The sequence below is a fragment of the uncultured Metabacillus sp. genome (genome assembly GCF_947503125.1).
In the GTDB taxonomy this organism is placed as follows: domain Bacteria; phylum Bacillota; class Bacilli; order Bacillales; family Bacillaceae; genus Metabacillus.
In genome coordinates this window covers 1-15077 of the sequence record NZ_CANNCR010000075.1, presented here as the reverse complement: position 1 = coordinate 15077, position 15077 = coordinate 1, and the positions used below count along the sequence as shown (strand labels likewise).

At 36.7% G+C, this 15077-nt stretch carries 17 protein-coding genes and 1 rRNA gene; 1 reads left to right on the top strand and 17 read right to left on the bottom strand.

Annotated features, from left to right (window positions below):
* Positions 1–76: 76 nt before the first annotated feature.
* From rsmA to metG, 5 genes are all read right to left on the bottom strand, one after another.
* On the bottom strand, positions 77–961 hold the full coding sequence (gene rsmA / locus Q1B07_RS23895) for a 16S rRNA (adenine(1518)-N(6)/adenine(1519)-N(6))-dimethyltransferase RsmA (protein WP_299094550.1): 885 nt from the start codon (positions 959–961) through the stop codon (positions 77–79).
* Complete coding sequence (gene rnmV / locus Q1B07_RS23890; RefSeq protein WP_299094522.1) at positions 961–1518, bottom strand: ribonuclease M5; 558 nt, start codon at positions 1516–1518, stop codon at positions 961–963. Before rnmV ends, rsmA begins: the two co-directional genes overlap by 1 nt.
* A gap of 167 nt (positions 1519–1685) precedes the next feature.
* A complete protein-coding gene (locus tag Q1B07_RS23885) occupies positions 1686–2879 on the bottom strand; it encodes a G5 and 3D domain-containing protein (protein WP_299094523.1) in 1194 nt (397 codons plus the stop codon).
* 242 nt (positions 2880–3121) lie between these two features.
* The gene (locus tag Q1B07_RS23880; RefSeq protein WP_299094524.1) at positions 3122–3892 is read right to left on the bottom strand and encodes a TatD family hydrolase; all 771 of its coding nucleotides are present in this window, start codon (positions 3890–3892) and stop codon (positions 3122–3124) included.
* A 162-nt stretch (positions 3893–4054) separates the two neighbouring features.
* Positions 4055–6040, bottom strand: a complete 1986-nt coding sequence (metG, locus tag Q1B07_RS23875) for a methionine--tRNA ligase (RefSeq protein ID WP_299094526.1) — start codon at positions 6038–6040, stop codon at positions 4055–4057.
* Positions 6041–6848: 808 nt separating this feature from the next.
* Between metG and Q1B07_RS23870 the strand changes: the two genes are divergently transcribed.
* Positions 6849–7130 carry an AbrB/MazE/SpoVT family DNA-binding domain-containing protein gene (locus Q1B07_RS23870; RefSeq protein WP_299094527.1) on the top strand — a complete coding sequence of 94 codons (282 nt, stop codon included), beginning with the start codon at positions 6849–6851 and terminating at the stop codon, positions 7128–7130.
* Positions 7131–7152: 22 nt separating this feature from the next.
* On the opposite strand, the gene rsmI is transcribed toward Q1B07_RS23870, so the two are convergent.
* The 12 genes from rsmI to rrf all read right to left on the bottom strand — a co-directional run.
* Complete coding sequence (gene rsmI / locus Q1B07_RS23865; protein WP_299094529.1) at positions 7153–8049, bottom strand: 16S rRNA (cytidine(1402)-2'-O)-methyltransferase; 897 nt, start codon at positions 8047–8049, stop codon at positions 7153–7155.
* 7 nt (positions 8050–8056) lie between these two features.
* On the bottom strand, positions 8057–8329 hold the full coding sequence (locus Q1B07_RS23860; protein WP_299094531.1) for a GIY-YIG nuclease family protein: 273 nt from the start codon (positions 8327–8329) through the stop codon (positions 8057–8059).
* Positions 8330–8338: 9 nt separating this feature from the next.
* Positions 8339–9103: a tRNA1(Val) (adenine(37)-N6)-methyltransferase gene (locus tag Q1B07_RS23855; protein ID WP_299094534.1), complete on the bottom strand. Its 765-nt coding sequence runs from the start codon at positions 9101–9103 to the stop codon at positions 8339–8341.
* Positions 9104–9244: 141 nt separating this feature from the next.
* Positions 9245–9616 carry a DNA replication initiation control protein YabA gene (gene yabA / locus Q1B07_RS23850; RefSeq protein ID WP_299094536.1) on the bottom strand — a complete coding sequence of 124 codons (372 nt, stop codon included), beginning with the start codon at positions 9614–9616 and terminating at the stop codon, positions 9245–9247.
* A gap of 13 nt (positions 9617–9629) precedes the next feature.
* Entirely contained in the window at positions 9630–10457 is an 828-nt protein-coding gene (locus Q1B07_RS23845; protein WP_299094538.1) for a stage 0 sporulation family protein, read from the bottom strand.
* Positions 10458–10459: 2 nt separating this feature from the next.
* On the bottom strand, positions 10460–11452 hold the full coding sequence (gene holB / locus Q1B07_RS23840) for a DNA polymerase III subunit delta' (RefSeq protein ID WP_299094540.1): 993 nt from the start codon (positions 11450–11452) through the stop codon (positions 10460–10462).
* 16 nt (positions 11453–11468) lie between these two features.
* Positions 11469–11909, bottom strand: coding sequence for a YaaR family protein (locus Q1B07_RS23835; protein WP_299094542.1), 441 nt, complete (start codon positions 11907–11909; stop codon positions 11469–11471).
* 50 nt (positions 11910–11959) lie between these two features.
* Complete coding sequence (locus Q1B07_RS23830) at positions 11960–12289, bottom strand: cyclic-di-AMP receptor (RefSeq protein ID WP_299094544.1); 330 nt, start codon at positions 12287–12289, stop codon at positions 11960–11962.
* Between the two features lie 81 nt (positions 12290–12370).
* Complete coding sequence (gene tmk, locus Q1B07_RS23825) at positions 12371–13000, bottom strand: dTMP kinase (RefSeq protein ID WP_299094546.1); 630 nt, start codon at positions 12998–13000, stop codon at positions 12371–12373.
* A 5-nt stretch (positions 13001–13005) separates the two neighbouring features.
* Positions 13006–14442 carry an aminotransferase class V-fold PLP-dependent enzyme gene (locus tag Q1B07_RS23820; RefSeq protein ID WP_299094548.1) on the bottom strand — a complete coding sequence of 479 codons (1437 nt, stop codon included), beginning with the start codon at positions 14440–14442 and terminating at the stop codon, positions 13006–13008.
* 147 nt (positions 14443–14589) lie between these two features.
* Positions 14590–14808 (bottom strand): sigma factor G inhibitor Gin, encoded by a 219-nt coding sequence (locus tag Q1B07_RS23815; RefSeq protein WP_299094552.1) that lies wholly within the window; start codon positions 14806–14808, stop codon positions 14590–14592.
* Positions 14809–14990: 182 nt separating this feature from the next.
* Positions 14991–15077: ribosomal RNA gene (rrf, locus tag Q1B07_RS23810) — 5S ribosomal RNA — on the bottom strand; the annotation flags it as partial.

Here is a 15077-nt window from a genome sequence, read left to right as displayed (position 1 = left end):
TGGCTAGACCCTAGAGGGGCTAGGCGCTGGAGCTAGACACTAAAACTAAGTACAAAATTTTATACTTTCTTACCTTTTACGCTTTATTAAGCATATAATCTAATGCATCACTTAATTTCGCAAACTCATCAATTGAAAGGGATTCTCCTCTTCGTTTACCGTCGATCTCAACCTGTGCCAGGGTTTCTTCAATGATCGGTTTTAACTCTTTGCCATTTGGTAAAAAATGAACTAAGTTATTAAGCAGTGTTTTCCTTCTTTGTGCAAAGCTTGCACGAACAATTTCAAAAAAGAATGTCTCGTTCTTTACTTTCACAATGGGCTGATCCCTTACTAATAAACGAATGATCGCCGAATCAACATTAGGTTGCGGAACAAAAACAGTCTTTGGAACCGTCATCACCGTTTTTGCATCCGTATAGTATTGCACAGCAATCGATAACGAACCATATTCCTTTGTTGACGGTTTTGCGGATATTCGCTCTGCTACCTCTTTTTGCAGCATGACTACGATTCCTTTAAGCGGCAGCTTGTCTTCTAACAGCTTCATAATGATTGGTGTCGTGACATAATAAGGCAGGTTAGCCACCACCATAATTTCCTCACAGTCACTAAAGTGTTCCTTTACGGCTTCCTGTAAGTTCGCTTCCAACACATCTTGATGGATAATTGAAACATTGGCATAAGGAGCTAATGTTTCATTTAAAATCGGCAACAGCCGGGAATCAATTTCAAAAGCAACAACCTTCTTCGCTCTTCTTGCAAGCTGTTCGGTTAACGCACCGATTCCTGGTCCAATTTCAATGACACCAGTTTTTTCTGATACATTTGCATGATCAACAATTCTTGTTAAAACATTCGGTTCAATCAGAAAGTTTTGTCCTAAGCTTTTTTTAAAGGAAAAACCGTATTTTTCTAATATCTCCCTTGTTCTAACGGGTGTGGCAATGTCCTTCATCATCAATTATTTTCCTCCTGTAGGATTTTGGTTACTGCTTTTATGTAATCATCCCTTGAGATTTGAAACATCTGCAGTCTTTTATGAAGCTGTTTTCCATTGGTATAGCCTATTTTTAATAAAACACCTAACTTTTCACGTCTGGCACGTGCCTTATTTCCGCCAATAAGTCCTGCATCTAATAAATCATCAAAAACGATTTCACTCGTGAATTCTTCCATCTCTTCCTTCACTGACTGCAAAGCATTTCGAATGGATCTGGCAGAGGCATGCTCAACTCCTATCCCTTTTCCGTTTTTAGGTCTCGCTTCCTCTTTTGGTAAGAATGCATGCTTACAGCCAGGAACCTTCGCTGCTATCGTTTTTCTTATTTTCTCTCCGGGGAAATCAGGGTCAGTAAAAATAATGACGCCTCTCGTTTGCTGTGCAAGCTTAACTTGCTCGATAACCGACTCTCCAATAGAAGAACCATTGGTTTCAATTGTGTCCGCATCAACTGCTCTTTTAATGGCAGTTGTGTCATCTTTCCCCTCAACCACAATAATTTCTTTTATTTTCATTTTTTCCTCCAAAAGCTGAAACTTTTCATAAAGTCTTTTCGTCTAATATATTGAATCCAAATGAATCTCTGTAATACCAGTTCTTTCGTTTTTACTTTATCTTATAAGCAAGTATACCCTCCATTATAACGCAAAAAAACAGAGGGATAAAAACCCTCTGTCAGCGTTTAATTTAGAATTTTAATTTTTACTCTTTTCGAACCCCATCGATAGGCAGCTGATTTCGATGAAATGAACACGTCGATTTTATTGCCTTTAATTGCTGAACCTGTGTCAGCAGCAACTGCATATCCATAGCCCTCGACATACACTTTTGTACCTAATGGGATAACACTTGGGTCAACAGCGATTACCTTAGCGTTAGGATTTGCTCGTAAATTAAGCCCTGTAGCAGTGGTACCGGAACAACCATTACAATAGGCAGTATAAGCTGTTGATCTCACATAAAACTCTTTCGCAACAGAATCATTGCCGCGTGAAACGGTAGCAGTACTTACAGGTTGAACAGCCTTCGTTCCTAACGCAACAACTCTAGCTTCACTTTCTTCTACGGTTTCTGTTTTTAATAGCTTCCTAGAAAATTCTTTTCCATTTTTAATAACGACTTCAAAGTGCTTCTTCTGCTTGCCTTCTTTACCAGATTCAATGATTTTTTGTTCCCCTTTTTCAAGGCTGCTATCTTTTTTGGTAACGACATTAAAGGCAATTGGTTCTTCCACTACATCGGTGACTTTTTCTATACGTGTAACCGTTATGGTACTCTTAGCATCAATCTTTTCCGTAAGAGCCGGTTTGACTTCATCTAATTTATTCAATTTTATGTTGTGTTCCTTTAAAAAGTCAGCGACAGTAGTCGAAGTAGTCCAAACTTGTTGTTTTTGATCGCCAACATTTAGTGCAAGTTTGAATGCTTTATCAATTGTTAATGACAAATTCTTTTCAATCTTCTTATCTAATGCTGGTTCGATTTTATCATGCTCTGTTACATCTAAATTTTCCTGTTCAATGAGTTCCTTTACTGTATCAGCTGTCGTCCAAATTGTCCTTCGCTTTTCGCCAATAGCAAGTTTAACGGGCTTAGAAGCTTCATAGACAATCTCCATATTTCCTTCTATCCGTTTATTTGCTGCAGGTGAAATGTGATCTTCTTGTCTGTAATCTATATCTAATTCTTTTAATAATGTACCGACTGTATCTGCATGAGTACGTATTTTTTCTTCTTTCCCGTTCACATTCAATGCGACAGTATTTTTTGATCCCTCATATGTACCGTATGCGACACCAGATCCTAACACTAGTATACTAGCAGTAGAAAGGACAACCTTACTTTTTATTACTCTTTCGGAAAACAGCTTTTTCATGTTTTGAATGAAAATGAAAAACGCCTCCTTCTTCCTCGTGGATTATATAGAGTATCTTTCATCTTGTCAACCCTTTCGACGTTGTCTCATTTTTCCAACGTATTCATAATTATGCGTAAAAATGAGGCAAATGTGAAGAAAGAGTTATCGACAAGGATATACTATGAGGGAGATGAGACATGTAGAACTTTTATGATTTTTTATCTAGTTGGACAAGCTACCCCATAACTCGACATGTTTCGTTATCGAGTTATGCCGAATAATTTTTTGGCATTGTCGGAAGTTTTTGTCGCAACTTCTTCAACACTTATTCCTCTGAGCTCAGCAATTTGTTCAGCAACATATTTTACATAGCTTGGCTCATTTCGTTTGCCTCTAAAAGGATGTGGTGTCAAATAAGGACAATCTGTTTCGATGAGAAGACGCTCCATCGGTATCTCTTTCACAACTTCCTTTGGCTTTTTCGCATTTTTAAACGTTACGGGTCCGCCAAACGAAAGATAAAAGTTCATATCCATACACTGCTTCGCAACCTCAAGACTGCCTGTAAAGCAATGCATGATACCGCCTACTTCACTTGCCTTCTCTTCTTTTAAAATTTTCACAACATCCTCTGTAGCATCACGATTATGAATAATAATGGGAAGCTGCACTTCTTTCGCTAATTGAATCTGCTTGCGAAATACTTCTTTTTGCACATCTTTCGGAGATTTGTCCCAATAATAATCTAGTCCCATCTCACCGATAGCAACAACCTTTGGATGTGAGGTCAATTCTTTAATCCAAGCTAAATCCTCATCTGTCATATCAATTGCATCAACAGGATGCCATCCGACTGCTGCATATATCATGTCATACTGATTAGTTAATTCCATTGCTTTCGTTATCGTTTCCTTGTCAAATCCAACAACTACGATATGTGTTACGTTTTCTGCTTTTGCTCGTTGAATAACCTCTACTATATCTTCTTCGTATTGAACTGCATTTAAATGAGCGTGGGTATCAAATAGCATAATTTACCTCTTCCTTTCAATTCGACAAATCAAAGGGGTGTTCTACAAAATGTTACACGTGGAACACCCCTCTTTTTTTATAAAAGACTATTTTCCAACTATCACTAAAACTAAGGTTCAAACCCTTATTTTATCGCTATTTAAGGAATCAGCCTTGATTTATTATTTTACTCTTGATCCATTCGGCAAACTTGCATCTACCGTTGCAACTGACAACACATTTTCTTGAGAACCGGCTAAAATCATTCCTTGAGAAAGTTCTCCTCGAAGTTTTACCGGCTTAAGGTTTACAACACAAATGACCTTTTTACCAATTAAATCTTCAGGCTTGTAATATTTTGCGATTCCGGAAACAACTTGTCGTTTTTCATAGCCTAAATCCAACTGGAGTTTTAGAAGGCGGTCTGCCTTTTTAACTGGCTCTGCATGGATGACCTCTGCCACGCGAAGATCAACCTTCATAAAATCATCAATCATGATTTCATCTTCCAATGGTGGTGCTTTTGTTTCTTTTTTCTCTTCTTGTACAGGAGCAGATCCCTTCATTTGCTCTTTAATATATTGGACCTCTTCGTCAACCTCAAGACGAGGGAAAATTGGCGCCTGTTTATTGACTTGAGTTTGATTAATTGCGCCAAAGCTTGTGATACTATCCCAAGCTTGAAGGTCATCATTGTTAATTCCAAGTTGGTGGAAAATTTTATTTGGTGTATCTGTTAAGAATGGCTTTAATAATACAGCCGTAATACGTAAAGATTCTGCTAGATGAACCATTACGGAAGCTAACTTATCACGATTTGCTTCTTCTTTTGCCAGCACCCATGGTTGTGTTTCATCAATGTATTTATTTGTCCGGCTTATAAATTGCCATAATGATGAAAGTGCAATTGAAAATTCCATTTTTTCCATTGCATCCTCATACTTTTTCACTGTATGTTGCGAAAATGCTGCAAGCTGCTCATCAAATTCTGTTTGTGCACCATTGTATTCAGGCACTTGACCATTAAAATATTTTTCGATCATCGCTACTGTTCTATTTAATAAATTCCCTAAATCATTAGCTAAATCATAATTTACACGATCAATAAAACCTTCTGGAGTAAAGACACCATCCGAACCAAATGGAACCTCTCTTAATAAGTAATAACGAAGAGCATCTAATCCATATCGCTCAATCAAGGTTACAGGGTCAACAACATTTCCTTTCGATTTCGACATTTTGCCATCCTTCATTAAAAGCCAGCCATGAGCAAACACTTTCTTAGGAAGAGGCAAATCTAATGCCATTAACATAATCGGCCAATAAATTGTGTGGAAGCGGACAATTTCCTTCCCAACAATATGAACATCAGCAGGCCAATACTTTTTATATTTCTCATCATTGTCTGTACCAAAACCAAGGGCTGTAATATAGTTGGATAACGCGTCAATCCACACATAAATCACATGCTTTGGATCTCCCGGAACTTTTATCCCCCAGTCAAACGTTGTACGTGAAACAGCCAAATCTTCAAGACCAGGCTTAATAAAGTTATTAATCATCTCATTTTTTCTAGATTCTGGTTGGATAAACTGCGGATTTTCTTCATAAAAGGCTAATAGTCTGTCAACATATTTCCCCATTCTAAAGAAGTAAGATTCTTCCTTAACCAGTTCAACAGGATGACCGCTATCAGGGCTTTTCCCGCCGACTATTTTTCCATTTTCAATGATTGGATCGACTAGCTGCAGCTCAGTATAATAGGTTTCATCTGGAACAGAATACCATCCTTCGTATTCATCTAAATAAATGTCACCCTGTTCAACAAGCTGTGAAAAGATCTTTTCAACAACAAATTTATGACGGTCTTGAGTGGTTCTAATAAAATCATCGTAGGAAATATCCATCTTACTCCAAAGATCTTTAATCCCTGTTACAATATTATCTACATACTCTTGAGGAGTTACATTACTTTCCTCTGCTTTACGTTGAATTTTTTGGCCATGCTCATCTACACCTGTCAAATACATGACATCATATCCGCGCATCCGTTTATAACGGGCCATCGCATCCCCTGCCACTGTCGTATAAGCATGTCCTATATGTAGCTTTCCACTTGGATAATAAATAGGTGTTGTAATATAAAATGTTTTTTGGTTATTCTCCATTATGTAAACCTCCTCTAAAACGTTAAAAACGGTTTGATTCTCCTAGAATATACTAGCTTTCATTAAGAAAAGCGCAAGGCGCTTAGCATTCGGCGACAAGCATAAAGCGAATCAGAATAGAAGGTGTTCTTTACCTTCAATTCCTATTTGTCTTGACTCTAGAGGCAGTCAAAAACTAGGGCATCCTTATCTCTTGACTGCACTTGCACGTCCTGTGCTTCACCGATGGCGCCTAGAACTAAACACAAAAACAAAGTTCAAAAAGTTATACTCCCTTCTTAAACTATTAAAAAACGCTCTCGCCCCTAAGGACGAGAGCGTTATGGTAGAATTATGATTATGGACAACTTTCATAATGGCACAGCATTAACTAACCTATCCATTTTTGATTTTTTCATACTCTTTTATGATACCATCTTAGCCCCTAATATCAAGAATATATACCTAAAGTTTTAAGATTTCTGTCATTCGACATGTCTTTTAAGCTGCTGATGGAAATTGTCGAATTTCCGCTGTCTCTTGTCGAATATTTCTCATTCCTTTCCAACAAAAAAATGGATTTAATCCCGTTGTTTATTTCCAATTTAAGGTTTTATTACCATGTTTTGAGGGTAGACATTTATGGAAACATTGTTCTCATAAGGTTTTTCCTATAACATCTATTTTTTTACATGGAAAAATAAATAAAATGATTGACGTTTATTGGAAACACTGATATGCTTAAAAAGCAAATCAGTTTTTGTCGAATATTGACGAAGTATAAATAAAAAACATAGAATATGTCAAAATTGAGAGGAGACTAACAATTATGAAATCTACTGGTATTGTACGTAAAGTTGATGAATTAGGCCGTGTTGTTATTCCTATCGAACTACGCCGTACATTGGGTATTGCAGAGAAAGATGCGTTAGAAATTTATGTTGATGATGAAAAAATCATCCTTAAGAAATACAAACCAAACATGACTTGCCAAATTACTGGTGAAGTTTCCGATGACAACTTAGCTCTTGCAAACGGCAAACTTGTACTTAGCCGCGAAGGTGCAGAACAAATTTTAGCAGAACTTCAACGCCAACTTATTCAAAAATAATAAACATATATGAAAAAGGCTGTCACTGACAGCCTTTTTCATATATGTGATACGCTTGATAAACCTCACGTTTCTGAATATTTCTTTCACTGGAAACTCGTTTTATTGCTTCTTTTGAGGACATATCTTGTTTGATATAATGATCCACATGTTCTTTTAAACTTAAATGACTCCACCATGCATCTTCTTTTTCAGTATGTACGTCTTCATGAGCTCCCTCAATGATGATACAAAACTCACCACGAATTTCATTTTCCTCTGACCACTTCATAACTTCACTTACTGATCCTCTAATAAATTCTTCAAATTTCTTTGTTAATTCCCTTGATATACAAATAGAACGATTGCCTAAATAATCGGCTATTAACTGTAATGTTTCTTTTAAGCGATGGGGTGATTCATATAAAATAATGGTTTCCATTCTTCCGCGCAACTGGGCAAGCTGCTGTTTTTTTTCTTTTTTTTGCCGATCTAAAAAACCAAAAAAGTAAAATGGCTGAGGCGTAATTCCAGAAGCAATCAGGGCTGTTAATGCAGCATTTGCACCAGGGAGTGGAATGACACTTCCCCCAGAAGCAAGGACCTGCTTTACTAATTCACTGCCTGGGTCTGAAATGGTCGGCATACCTGCATCACTTACTAGTGCGATGTTTTTCTTTTGCTGTAATAATTCAAGCACTCGGTTGCCGCTTGTTTCTTTATTATGCTCATGATAACTAAATATTGGCGTATTGATTTCAAAATGATTGCAGAGCTTTTTCGTTTGACGGGTGTCTTCGGCAGCAATTACATCCACCTCTTTAAGCACCTTTATCGCACGAAACGTCATATCCTCTAAATTTCCTATTGGTGTTGGAACAAGATATAAATCTCCTAGTTCTTTTTCTTCATTTTGAAAACTTTTTTGTTGTTGCAGCATGCTCCCTTCACCCTTCTATATTAGATCTAGATTCGTTTAAGTATTTCTCCTTTGCTTTCCTTGGTAGCCTTTTAAAGGAAATTTCCCTTTTTAACGCTTCACTCTTTGTTTCATACATTTCCGAATACAATAGTTTAACAGGTGTTCTTCCTCTTGTATATTTAGCACCTTTACCCTCATTATGTTTTTTTAGCCGTTGCTTCAGATCCACTGTATATCCGGCATAGTAACTACCATCATTACATTCAAGAACATAAAAATAATGATTTGTATTTTCCATATAAACTCCTTATTGTGCTTGCATATCCTCTTGTTTATCTCCATATAATATTGTCTTTATCTCTTTTGTGTATTCGTTGTCATGATTATAAACAAATACAGGAGGCAACAGCTTTAAATCCGTATTCCCATCTTTAATCCCTTCAATTAATAACGTATTTGCTTCTTTTCCTTGTTTAGGATAAACAAATTGAATTCGTTTCGGTTCAACCCGATACTTCCTCATGAGTTCTATAATATCAGCCAGTCTGCCCGGCCTATGGACCAAAGCTATTTTACCACCTTGTTTCACAAGCTGACTACTTACTCTGATGACATCGTCTAACGTACAAAGAATCTCATGACGTGCAATCGCAAGATATTTATTAGGATTTTGATTCTCTTTCAAAGGTGTCGCAAAGTAAGGAGGATTACAAGTTACAACATCAAATTTTCCAAATCCTAAATGCTTCGGCATATCTTTGAGATCGCCATGAATCATGTGAATCTGATGTTCCAAGTTATTATAGGCAACACTTCTTGTTGCCATATCATAAAGTCGTTCCTGGATCTCGACTCCAGTAATTTTGCCTTTTGTTCTTGTACTAAGGATTAATGGGATAATACCATTTCCCGTACATAAGTCAATGATATTTCCCCTTTGAATCGGCATGTAAGCAAATCTCGATAGTAAAACCGCATCTAGGGAAAATGAAAAGACCGTTGGACTCTGTATAATTCTAAGATCCTCGGCTAATAAATAATCAAGTCGTTCATCACCTATTAATTTAACCATGAATAAATAACTCCTTTTAAGAAATACACAAGCGCATTTCTATTATCCCTATTAAGCATAAAAAAACTGACACATAATCAAAAGATACCATCCCTCTCTTGGTTTTTTAAAGAGGAACAAATGATCATGAGCCAGCCATTTTTATTTCTTATTAAGGAATGATAAGCAAAATAAACAATCTCCATCCTTACGAAGGCTGCCATAATGCAAATTACAAATATGAAAGCCTTCTTGATACAATCTTGCTAGGTTATCATATCCTTCGCCTATATCAATTTGGTTTTGCCTTGTTTGCTTTTTTTCCTTCGATGTTGGTTTCTTTGTTTTTTCAGCATTTGCATTTGTTAATGTTGAGTCTAGTCTTCGGCGTAGGTTCTCATTTTCGATTTTTAAATGCTGGTTCTCTTCAATAAGATCCCCTAAATGCTGCTTCAATTCACCCAATTGAGTATATAAAGATCCTATCTGTTCCTCCATGCTGCTGACAAACTCAAATATCTCTTTTTTATCCACTTGTTCCACCTCATCAATCTGTGGATTGCATTGGAACTACGCCTTCTTTCTGCAATTCATCCCAAGTGTATTCTACCACGCGTTCTTGTTCAACCAGGTCAACCTGTATAATTTGCTCTAAAATATTTAACCCAACAACTTTTCCAAGCCCCTTAGGTGTACCGATCACTTCGCCAATGTCTGGTAATAATTCCTTTGCAGACTCATAATCATCATTTTCATACTTTAAGCAGCACATTAAGCGGCCGCAAAGACCAGAAATTTTCGTTGGATTTAACGATAAGTTTTGATCCTTTGCCATTTTAATGGAGACAGGCTCAAAATCGCCTAAAAAGGTTGAACAGCATAACATACGGCCACAAGGTCCTATTCCGCCCAGCATTTTGGCTTCATCACGAACACCAATTTGTCGGAGCTCAATTCTCGTTTTAAAAATAGCTGCTAAATCCTTAACCAACTCCCGAAAATCAACGCGTCCATCTGCTGTGAAATAAAAGATCACCTTATTGCGGTCAAATGTATATTCAACATCTACTAATTTCATATCTAAACCATGCTCAGAAACTTTCTTTTGGCATACATGATACGCCTCTTCTGCTGCCTCTTGATTTTCCTGAACCATTAATTTATCTTTCTCATCTGCAAGTCGAATGACCTTTTTTAACGGCAGTACAATATCATTCTCTTCAACTTTTTTATTATTTAGTACGACTTTCCCATATTCAATTCCACGAATGGTTTCGACAATAACAAAGTCGTCTTTCTCTATATAAAGACCGTTTGGGTCGAAATAATAGATTTTGCCCGCTTTTTTAAAACGAACACCTACAACATCATACAAACTTATCCCTCCTGCAATGTTAACACCAATTGCTCCATCATTAATTGTGGATTCACATTGGCATGAAGCCTTTTTTTAGCTTCTAAAATAGAAGTCATCTTCTCAGTCACACTTCTTTGTGTCATTTGAAGGGCATGCTGCTTTAATTTCTGAATTACGTCTTGAAAAATTACTTGTTCGTTCATTCCTAATTGGATCGATAAAACATCTTTATATATATATAATAACAAGTCTAAACCTGTATCCTGCTTTTCCTTATCATTAAAATGGCTCATCCATTCTGTATGAACAAATATCGGTGCCTGTCCATTACGCTCTGATACCATTTCATATAATTTTATCACTTTCAATCTAGCCTGCGCAAACCAATCATCTTGTGCAATCTCTAATGCAGCCTCTTGATCATTTGTAAGCTGTGCAATGAGTGCCGCAAATTGCTTAGGAACCCCGCTTTGGGTAAGTGATTCCTCGATCGATTTAGGCTGTAATGGTTGAAACGATAACAACTGACAACGGGATAAAATCGTATTCAACATTTTATGATACTGTTCAGTTATTAAAATAGCAATTGTATTCGCATTCGGTTCTTCTAAAAACTTTAATAAACTATTTGCTGCATTTACCGTCATTTTATCAGCATGTATTATCATATAAAGCTTTTTATTCGATTCTACACCTGATTTAGAAAACTCCTCTTGCAACGCCTGAATCTGTCCTTTTTTGATTGACAGTCCATCAGGCTCAACAAGATGAACATCCGGGTGATTTCCAGATTGGATCCTTTTACAATTTCTGCAGTTCTCGCATGGTTCAAAGCCGTGGAGATTTTCACAAAAGAAACTTTTGGCTAGCAAAAATCCTATCTCCTTTTTACCCGTTCCTTTTTTCCCCTCAAATAAATAGGCATGTGCTAACCGATTCTTTTGTATACTATTTGCTAGTAACTTTATAACACGCGGCTGATACGACGCGAGATCTTGCCAATTTTTCTCCATTTCTCTCCATCACTCTCTACGTATAAAGGTTAATCAGTAATCCTTTTATCTCACCTATTTTTGCAAGGATATCAATCGTTGAGCTTTCCTTGTTAACGACCTCGTCAGCTAATTCAACGAGTGACTGATCTATTTGTTCAATGATTTTTAATGACCGGCTATTCCTATTATAGTCCCAGCTTCTTGACTGTTTCATCGCCATTCCATACTCGACAGCCTCATGAATAAACTTTTTAACCAATATTTTATATTTAGAAAGTTCGCTAAAATTCCTTGATTTTGCTAATCGGCGACCTGCATCTTCAAGGTTAATGAGTAATTTATTCAATTGTTCGAGCTGAAGCTTGTTCCCCTGTTTTGTGACCAAATCCTGAAATTTCTTAGAGGAAATTATTGATGCTTTTTGCTCTATGTCTCGTTTATCTATGACTGTCCGTATGACTTGACTGATTTTCATAAAAACCTCCATGGCGATTGATCACCATATCTGTTATGAAGCATTGTTTATTAGAAGTGATGAAATTGGTCTACAGGAAGGACGAATACAGTTGCCCCGCCTACCTCTACCTCAACTGGATAAGGAATAAATGAATCCGCATTTCCTCCCATTGGTGAAACTGGTGCGACAAGCTGATCTCTCGATTTACAATTGTCCTTAATAATTTGCAAGCATTTATCCACCCTTATATCCTCTGTCCCTATCATAAAGGTCGTATTGCCGGATTTAAGGAATCCACCTGTACTAGACAGCTTTGTTACACGGAAATTATGTTCCATAAGAGCATTTAAAAGCTTATTGCTATCTTGATCCTGTACAACAACAATCACTAATTTCATTATGATATCCCCCTTATATTGTAACATGTTTATCCTACGTGATTCATTGCATGTTTAATGGTAATTTAATATTAGCTCACATTACAGATCAATATGTTTTCTCAATCTCTCTTTAATATCAGCTACAACCTCTTCAACAGGTTGATCAGCGTCAATAATTATGATCCTATCTTGAAACTTCTCGATTACTTGCTGATATCCTTCTTGAACCTTATAGTGAAACGAGAGATCTTCCATATCAAGGCGATTTTTCTCTCGTTCTGCATTATTTGCAATCCTTTGAAGACCTGCTTTTGGATCAATATTAAAATAAAAAGTAACATCCGGTAAAAAGCCATTAATCGCAAATTCATTTATCGAAAAAACTTCATCGATTCCTAAACCTCTGGCATATCCTTGATAAGCTAAGGAACTATCAATAAATCTGTCACAAAATACATGTTTGCCTTTGTTTATTGAAGGTATAACCTTCTCTACTAGATGCTGTCTTCTGGCAGCGGCATAAAGAAGAGCTTCTGTTCTTGAATCCATTTCCGTATGTTCCTTATTCAAAATGACTTCACGTATCTTTTCTGCGATCTGAATCCCACCAGGCTCCCTTGTGAATACAGCTTTAATACCTGATTTCTCCAGATCTTTCATTAATATTTCTAAAACAGTCGTCTTTCCAGCCCCTTCAGGTCCTTCAAATGTAAAAAACTTTCCCTTCAATCTACTCAGCTTCCTTTCATATATACAGCAATCTTCCCTTGTTGGATATGATCATCTCCCTGAATCGTTGCGCCGATTTCTATTAGTTCCTTTACTTGTTCAATAAGATCATTCGTAATTGTTTCACCAATCATGATAAAAGGTATTCCGGGTGGATAAGGAATAATGGCTTCAGCTGCATAATGTCCTATAGCTTCGCCAAAGGCTACCACTCTCTTTTTACATGTTTTTAAGTCTGAATATGATTTTTCTATAGGTTGAATCCTTTTCGATTGACGATTACTCATATGAACCAGTTGTTTTATAGGATGAGAGGGAGTAGGAAACCTTCTTTTGATCGTATCTAGTTCCTTTATTATTAATTTATCATAGGCAAGGGGTAAAATAAAAAGCACGTTTGCAGGATCAGCTAGTTCTGTATAGATTTGTTTTGTTTCTAAAAAATCTTGAAGCTCAAAACCGGTTAATCCATTTGCAGCCCTTATGGTAAGCTTTAATGGATCAGTCTGAACAAGCTGATCTTTTGATGTAACAATTTTGATATTATTAATAGAGTTTATTTCCTCATGAAAGTCCGCGATCACTTGCAAAATATCATGTTGTCTATCTTCTTTCTTTATCTTTTCCAGATAAGCTCTAGCTAAGTCCAATGAAGCCATAATCGGGTAGGATGGACTGCTGCTTTGCAAGATTGATAAGTAATAAACAAGCTTATCTTTATCAACCATCTTACTGTTGAAATGCAGATAAGAACCCATTGTCATTGCCGGCAATGTTTTATGAGCAGAATGAACAACGATATCTGCACCTGCATGGACAGCAGATAAAGGAAATTGATCTCCGGTTATAAAATGTGAACCATGCGCCTCATCCACAAGAACCGGTATACTGCGCTCATGTGCATATCGAATGATTTCTGTTAAATCTATTGCCAACCCATAGTAATTTGGATTCGTTAAAACTAATGCCTTTGCTGTTGGATAACAAGCGATTGCCTCTTTTATAGTCTCCATCTCTATATAAGAGGGAACTTGATAAACTTCATCTACCTTTGGTGATAAAAAAACTGGATTAGCTCCAGCTAATTGAATTCCATTTAGAATTGATTTATGAGAATTTCGTTGAACGAGCACGATGTCATTTTCACGGCAGCATGCTAAAACCATCGCTAAATTTCCAACTGTTGTCCCATTTACTAAGAAGTATGTATTTTCTACACCATATAAGGATGCTGTCAGCTCCTGTGCATGAGCGATAGCTTCTTTAGGATGATGCAGATCATCTAAGCCAGTAAGCTCAGTCACATCGAACGGTAAAATCCCCTTATAGACTTGCTCAGCTTTGCCCATAAAGACTGTCCCATTTTTATGTCCTGGAACATGAAAGGACATAGGGTTCCTCTTTGAATGCTGCATCAATGCGGTAAAGAGGGGTGTTTCCATATATCTATCAGCGTCCTTTAAATAATATAAAATAATTATAGCAATACTTAAGTTCTTGAGTAACAAAATTATCATTTATCATCTTATTTTTTCATAAAAAAAAGCTGATTCGTGTCAGCTTCTTTTAATTTCATGGTTTATACAATTCTATGAATAAAGTGGCGGGTTTTTTATTCTTCTTAACTTTTCTAAAAAATAGCTGTATTTCGGATCAGATGGTTTAGTCCTTGTCATTTCCTTTTCACAGTCTACACAAATAAAACTCGTATAGAGATGAATTCCTGCATTTTTTTCCATATCGCATATTATACATGTTTCCCCTTTGGAATTTGGTATTCTATTAGAATTCACTTTCTCCACCTCCATACTTTTCAGTTTGCCCAGAATCACCAATTGTATACACAATTTAGAATTTCATAAATCTTTATTTAATACCTTATGTTATTCGTGATTGCTTTGTGTTTGTCTTGAAAGTAATAAACCTTACGGTTTTTATTACTTTAAACAACAAAAAAGACCAGTATCTCTACTGATCTTTTCATCCTCTTACCTGGCAACGTCCTACTCTCACAGGGGGAAACCCCCAACTACCATCGGCGCTGAAGAGCTTAACTTCCGTGTTCGGCATGGGAACG